Source organism: Nostoc sp. ChiVER01 (genome assembly GCF_034531155.1).
Classification (GTDB): domain Bacteria; phylum Cyanobacteriota; class Cyanobacteriia; order Cyanobacteriales; family Nostocaceae; genus Nostoc.
Genome location: NZ_JAVRBS010000035.1, coordinates 46,148 through 53,498, shown reverse-complemented (window position 1 = coordinate 53,498; position 7,351 = coordinate 46,148). Strand labels below are relative to the sequence as shown.

Annotated in this window: 5 protein-coding genes; 4 read left to right on the top strand and 1 reads right to left on the bottom strand. The window is 39.0% G+C overall.

Translation table 11 applies throughout. The features are described 5' to 3' along the window. The first annotated feature begins 149 nt into the window (after positions 1-149). The 4 genes from RMY00_RS31130 (at position 150) to RMY00_RS31115 (ending at position 5,801) form a co-directional block, all read left to right on the top strand. The gene (locus tag RMY00_RS31130) at positions 150-410 is read left to right on the top strand and encodes a hypothetical protein (RefSeq protein WP_322651224.1); all 261 of its coding nucleotides are present in this window, start codon (positions 150-152) and stop codon (positions 408-410) included. Between the two features lie 646 nt (positions 411-1,056). Continuing rightward, entirely contained in the window at positions 1,057-1,314 is a 258-nt protein-coding gene (locus tag RMY00_RS31125) for a hypothetical protein (RefSeq protein ID WP_322651223.1), read from the top strand. A gap of 222 nt (positions 1,315-1,536) precedes the next feature. Next, on the top strand, positions 1,537-3,681 hold the full coding sequence (locus RMY00_RS31120) for a peptidase domain-containing ABC transporter (RefSeq protein ID WP_322651222.1): 2,145 nt from the start codon (positions 1,537-1,539) through the stop codon (positions 3,679-3,681). Between the two features lie 1,298 nt (positions 3,682-4,979). After that, positions 4,980-5,801 (top strand): SDR family NAD(P)-dependent oxidoreductase, encoded by an 822-nt coding sequence (locus tag RMY00_RS31115; protein ID WP_322651221.1) that lies wholly within the window; start codon positions 4,980-4,982, stop codon positions 5,799-5,801. 40 nt (positions 5,802-5,841) lie between these two features. Here RMY00_RS31115 and RMY00_RS31110 read toward each other — a convergent pair whose 3' ends face one another. Next, a complete protein-coding gene (locus tag RMY00_RS31110) occupies positions 5,842-7,071 on the bottom strand; it encodes a ScyD/ScyE family protein (RefSeq protein ID WP_322651220.1) in 1,230 nt (409 codons plus the stop codon). Between the last annotated feature and the right edge of the window lie 280 nt (positions 7,072-7,351).

Below are 7,351 nucleotides of genomic sequence, written 5' to 3'. Positions count from 1 at the left end.
GCATTACGTTTATTCCTACCGCATACTTTTGTTGAACAAAGTTAATAAAGTCTATCAACGGTTGCTATTAGGCAGTTGTTGATGAACTAGATCTGATTCCTTTGAAGTTGCACAATTTTAACCTCAACAATCAAGCAAGAACTAAGATTATGGAAAGCACATTATTCACCACATTGACCGTTACCGAAGAAGCTACTTTGTCTGGTGGTTGGTGGAAGCCCGCCAAACCCCCCGCCAAACCCCCCGCTCCCGCTCCTAAGCCCACTGTTATCACCCAAGTAGCCCTTAACGTTGCTGCGGGTATTCTTAGTGGCTCTAAGATAGACCAAACCGCTGTCAACGTTGCTGATGGTATTAAAGCTGGCTCTACTGTCAGCCAAACCGCTGTTAACGTTGTTACTGGTTCATAAATAATTTTAGTAGAAGGTAAAGAATAAACGTAAAGACACGATCAACCGCGTCTTTACGGAGGTAAAATGTCTTAGACAAACTAACCTGCTCTAACAGGGTAGTTTATTTTCTAGCAAGACATTAGCCTTGTTGCTTATCGCAGTTATCCTAGCATTACGTTTATTCCTACCGCATACTTTTGTTGAACAAAGTTAATAAAGTCTATTAAAAGTTCCTGTTAGGCAGATGTTGATAGACTCACTTAATACTTTCGTCGCTGAAGATACTGCTCACGTTGAACAGTAAAGTAGAGAACTAAGCCCTGCTATCTGAGAAATCGCTCATATCTATAGTTTAATCACTCTCGGCAGAGCAAAATCTCAAGACCTTTCATAATTTAGGGTTATGTTTATTTGCCTTAGTTTCGGGATTTATATCAATATACGAGCATTTAATCCCTAGATATATCTGACTTTCGGCATTTAGCCCTAATTATTCTAATTCGAGAGCGATTAAAGAGGAATATAGATCAAAATTTACTATTTTGCAAAAAATAGCGGAAAAGATATAGCGATTTGGTATGTGCTACCTCTGCTTATCTTTCAGTTAATGCACCTTCCCATCAATTTGAAAACTTGTAATTAACATTTGAGGTTAATTAGAATCATGAAAAGCACTCAAATCTTCCCAATGTTTACCTCCCTGACTGAAGCTCAAGAAGTAAGCTTGTCTGGTGGTGAAAGCAACATTGTTTCTTATTCCTATACTACAATTGACAAAAAAGGAAAAAAGAAACAAATTATAAAAGTCGTGAAAACGAACACTCCTAAAGGAAAAACTTCAGTGTCAGGACTATTAAAGAAGATTGAAATAAAGCTACCCTCCTTACCTTCTCTATCTTCCCTACTAAAATTTGATTGGTAGTGAGAAGTAAGTGGGCGTGAATAATTAAAGTTTTGTAGTAAGCGGCTCCAACCGCTTACTACTAGCGAATCTAATAAATTTTACATTACATAACATAGTTTGATTTTTTTGCTCAGTTACTTAGTAAAATTAAACTGTTGGTCAAATTATTAACCACGCAGGGACGAAACCCTGCTATTTTTTTAAGTTTTTTTACGATGCTATTGGGTACTGGAGTCTAAAATGAAATACCAAGTTGTTGCACAACATAGTGAAGAAGATTGTGGAGCTGCTTGTCTTGCTTCCGTTGCCAAACATTATCGACGTAACTTTACACTAAATCGCATCCGGGAAGCAGTGGGCACGGGGCAACTTGGAACAACATTGTTGGGATTAAGGCGAGGAGCCGAGGCACTTGGTTTCAATGCACGTTCGGTCAGGGCATCAAAAGAAATATTAGACCGAATGAACCAAGCACCACTTCCAGCAATCATTCACTGGAAAGGCTACCACTGGGTTGTTTTGTATGGTCAGAAAGGTAAAAAATATGTAATTGCTGACCCAGCCTTTAACATCCGTTATGTCTCTAGAAATGAATTAATTGAGGCTTGGTCAGATCAAGTCATGCTTTTACTAGAGCCAGATTCAGTTCGTTTTTATGCTCAACCCGATGATAAAGTCAATGGTCTTTGGCGCTTTGGGCGGCGGGCATTGCCTTATGGTGGCATAATATTCGAGGCTTTTTTGTGTGCTATAGTTATCGGTCTGCTTTCGTTAACGTCTCCTTTCTTGCTTCAAATTCTAACGGATGATGTACTAGTTCGAGGTGATACTCAGCTTCTTATTGGTGTAATTATTGCAGTTGTGGTAATGAATTTGGTAGGAAGTAGTCTGCAATTAGTTCAATCTAACCTAATTGCCAATTTTGCTCAAAAGCTTGAGTTAGGGCTAGTTCTAGAATTTGCTAGGGCAATCTTGCGGCTGCCTCTGGCTTACTATGAATCACGTCGCAGTGGCGAGATTGTTAGCAGATTGCAAGATATTCAACAAATTAATCAGCTAGTTGCTCAAGCAGTTATCAGTCTGCCTAGCCAATTGTTTATCGGACTGATTTCTTTGGGTTTCATGGTGTTTTATAGCTGGAAACTCACCTTTGTTGCCGTCGTTGTTGCTATTGTCATGAGTTCATCTACGGTAGTTTTCCTGCCTATACTTCAACAAAAAATCAGAAGTATGTTGGTTTTAGACGCGGAAAACCAAGGTGTTCTTGTTGAAAGCTTTAAAGGAGCGCTGACACTCAAAACTACTACTGCTGCTCCTCAATTTTGGGAAGAATTTCAGAACAGATTTGGTCGGCTCTCAAACATAACATTTCGCACAGTTCAGATTGGAATTATTAACAGTACCTTTTCTAGCTTAGTTTATGCTATTGGCAGCGTTACTTTGATTGGTTTCGGCAGCGTCCTAGTTATTAGTAAAGAACTCAGCATCGGTCAACTGCTGGCTTTTAACGGGATGAATGGGAATTTTTTGGCATTAATCAGTACTGTGATTGGATTTATAGATGAATTCATGCGTGCTAAAACTGCCACGGAACGTTTAACAGAAGTTATCGATTCCACACCTGAAACTCCGAGCGATAGTACCAAACCCTTTGCTAAAATTCCCAATGATGCTGATATTATTTGCAAAAACCTAAACTTTCACTACGCTGGCAGGCTAGAGCTACTGGAAGATTTTTCCATCACAATTCCTGGCGGTAAAGTTGTTGCCCTAATTGGTACATCCGGCTGTGGAAAAAGTTCTCTTGCTAAACTGATTGCCGGATTATATACACCTAATTCTGGCAATATTCGCTTTGGAATGTATAACATGCAAGACCTAGCTCTTGATTGTTTGCGCCAACAAGTTGCTCTAGTTCCTCAAGACGCTCATTTTTGGAGTCGCACAATTATTGAAAACTTCCGCTTAGGTTCTCCTCACCTCACTTTTGATCAAATTGTCAAAGCTTGCCAAATTGCTGAGGCAGATGATTTTATTAGTAGACTACCTGAAAAATATCAAACTGTATTAGGTGAATTTGGGTCAAATATTTCTGGTGGACAACGCCAAAGACTGGCTTTAGCAAGAGCTATTGTTAACGATCCACCAATCTTGATTTTAGACGAATCAACTGCTGGACTCGATCCAGTTAGTGAAGCTCAAGTTTTAGATCAACTGTTGTTGCACCGCCAAGGTAAAACCACGATCTTGATTAGCCACCGTCCTAGAGTAATTACCCGTGCTGATTGGATTGTTTTGCTTAATCAAGGCAAGTTACAAATTCAGGGGACAGTAGAAGATTTACGTGCCCAACCAGGAAACCATTTAGACTTTTTAACCCCTTAATTACTCACAGTTTTAATTAGTGGCCTGTCTTATTAAATTTGATGAGTTTGTAGTAAGCACTTCAGTGCTTAAAAATCCACTCACACTTACCGCCATCCCGCCTTGGAATTCATTCCGAGGCGGGATAGAAACGTAGTGCAAGATTTATTAATAGAGATATGTCAACTTAAGCTAAAACTCACGTCCCACAAGGAACTGAAGTTCCTTGCTAATAGCTAAAGTCATCTTTAATATGACTAAATAATCTGAAAAATTTTTAGTCTACTGAAGTAGACTTTAGCTATGAGCCACTGAAATTCATTTCTGGGCGGGTATGGAAGCCAACAGATAAGTGATTTTTAGCTTAATTTCAAATCAATGAGCATTGCCATGCCCTTACCAGCGTATTTATATCATTAGTAAAGTGAAATGGTATAATCCAACATTTCGAGTGCTTTGCTGGATTGCGTTTTGCTTAACCCAATCTTGTATCTTACAGGATCGGTAAGGGGATTAGGTTTTTCGTGCGCTTTTCCAGATGGCATGAATTGTCACACACTAGGCAAGTCTCAAGCATTCCTTTAATGAACTCAAAGCTAAAACCAAACAAGTTATCATTTTTACTAAAGTTTTTGCCAATAAATCTGCTGTTCTAATTTGCATTAAAAACAATAATTTAACTATCTATGTTCTATTATTTAAAATGATAAAATTGGAAACCTTGGTTTTAATAAAATACGTAAATATACTGCTTTGACTAGGCAGAATAGCTGAAAAACTAGGTTTTTGCAAGAATAACCAAAAACTATATGTATTTTTTGTTTCTTAGCCATGACTGAGATACTACAATTTTCCAAAACAGGGTTTAATTGTCAGGAAAGTTAGATATTTCTACTGAGATATTTATAAAAACTTATTTAATAAAATATTTTTTATATATATACCTGTCGTTAAGAAGTATTAAGAAATTCTGATTAAAGAATATTGCAATAGCTTGATTAAATTGCTAACGTGTGTATGACAACGATGCTGATGAGCGCTCTGATCTAGGAGAAGTAAAATTATGAGCTATATACATTCAGCCAAGTCTGTTAGGCTTTGACAGGTTAAAAACGATAAATTTCTGCCTCGTATAGACAATTATGAGGGATTGCAGATTAACCAAGAAATATCTTGTTGCTAAAGGCTTAGTTTCAGTTTGATTTGAATTGCAATTGATTATTTGTCTTACCTTGTGCCGATAAGCGAGTAGCTCTTAATTGTGTGTTTCGGTAATAACGAAGGGTTTGGTAAGACTTAGATTTTGGAGGATAAAACCAATGGAGATTCAAGGTAAAGTTGCTCTAATTACAGGGGCTTCGCGTGGAATTGGACGAGCGATCGCACTCGAATTAGCGCAAATTGGCATCAAGCGGCTGATATTGGTAGCACGCGATCGCCAAAAGTTAGTTGAGGTAGCTAACGAAATCGAGGCGATGGGAACAGAAGCTGCGATCGTGCCTTTAGATTTAACTCAAACAATTGAAGTAAATATTGCTGTTGCTCAACTGTGGCGCAATTACGGACAGATTCACCTGCTGGTTAATTGTGCGGGAGTCGCATATCAAAGCTCGTTTTTGCAATCTAAAATGCTTCAAGTTCAAGAAGAACTCTCTGTGAACTTGTTAGGAATGTACAACCTCACTAGTCTGATAGCTAGACGCATGGCCAGCCAAAGGCAAGGAACAATCGTCAATGTATCAAGTCTAATGGGGAAGGTGGCTGCACCGACGATGGCAACTTATTCTGCTACCAAGTTTGCCATCTTAGGATTTACCCAAGCCTTGCGCCAGGAACTAGCTGATTACAATATCCGAGTCATTGCATTACTACCTTCCCTCACAGACACAGATATGGTACGCGACTTAAAATTATTTCGCTGGGTGATCCCCATGACTCCCCAGCAAGTGGCTAAAGCACTTGTCACCGGAATGCAAAATAATTCATCAGAAATTTTAGTCGGATGGCAAAGTCATTTAGCTGTATGGTGTCAACGCCTCGCCCCTTGGTTGCTAGAGCTAATTTTACGAATAGCAACTCCGCCAGCACCAAGCAGACAACGGCTGATTGAAAAACTTATCCCTTCGCGTAGCGTCTCGTAAACAAGGGGAGACGCCGAGGGCGATCGCTGACTCAACACTCCTAAATAAACTTGTCCGAAATCTTCAGTCGTTTGGCTTTACCCTTGTGCAACAAAGTAAGGCTCACAGTGCCAAAAAATGCTAATAAGCTGAAAGTAGAAGTAGATTCAGGAACAGACTTGGAATTCTCAATTTTGATAACTTGTCCAAGTCCTGGGCGATCGCCTCGGTTTGTCACGTAGATAGCACCATCAGCACCAATAGTCAAAGCAGTAGGAGACTCTAATCCATTGCCACTCAGAATAGTTGTGCGAGTCCCATCGCTCGCTATTTTAATTACAGAACCATCTAGATTACCTTTCCAGAGTGACTGATTAGCGTACTGCAAAGCATATAAATTACCCTCGGTATCAAAATCTAAGTCAGTAAGTTGGGTAAAGCCATCGTTATAAACTGTTGGTTGAGCATCAGCACCAATTCGATAAATTTTTGCTTCACCTTCTGGAAAAGGAAAACCAGTCAATTGGCTAATATAATAAGCGCCATCTGGGCCTTTGGCGATATTTGTAGGTACTGCTTGGATTTCAAATGGCGATGATGATGCGCCAGTGGGAAAAATTGGATTAGTTAATGTCTGCCGGGGAATTGTGGCGATCGCATTTAAATTACTTCCATCAGTACCTACACTGAGTACCTCATTAGCACCAGCATCAACTGCAACAATCTTATTTCCGTCTAAAAGAATAGAGAAAGGATTGCTAATTACATCGCCTCCATCGGGATTATTTACAAGTTCATAATTAGCTAAATCAGCAACACTAGTCCAGGAATTTGTATTGAAATTAGCAGTGATGATTTTTCCTAAGTCAGTGTTACCTAATGTGTCGCGAAATGTGGGATTTGAACCATACCCAATTGCAATATAAGGCTTGCCAGTAGCATCAAATTTGATATCTTGAGGCCCAGAAGTATCAGTACCATCAGGTAATGCTACCGAAGGAAGCCCTGTAAGTATACGTTCTTGAGTACCATTTCCAATTTTGGTGACTGCACCAGTTGTGCCATAACATAAAGATTGGTTTGCAACGCTCGGTGAAGGAACACAAGCTCCACTACCGCCTGTTCCTGCTTCGGTGACATAGAGATTCCCGTCAGTACCAAAAGTTAGACCTCGTGGATTATTAAGACCATCGGCAACTACCGAAAATGATGCTGCCTCTGCTGCTTTCATTCCCGAAAAAGCAGCGATACAAACACTCAAAAATGTGATTCCGAATTGTTTTAGTTTCATTAGACCTGTCCTAAAATTAAGTTTGCGTAACAAAAGATAGAAAAATTTTATCTTTATCAATACTAATTATTACTGTGTATGACTTATGGCGATTTTACAACATACTAAATCGTGCTAAATCTTTAGTGTTTTATTTAATAAATACATATAGCCAAGCTTACAAATTATTGTACAGACTGAGTTATGAATTCCCGTACAAGTCTATTTGGTGTAAGATTGACTAATTAAAGAAGTTTGAGAAATTTTTAATTGGTTAAGACTTACACCAATTCTTTAAAAG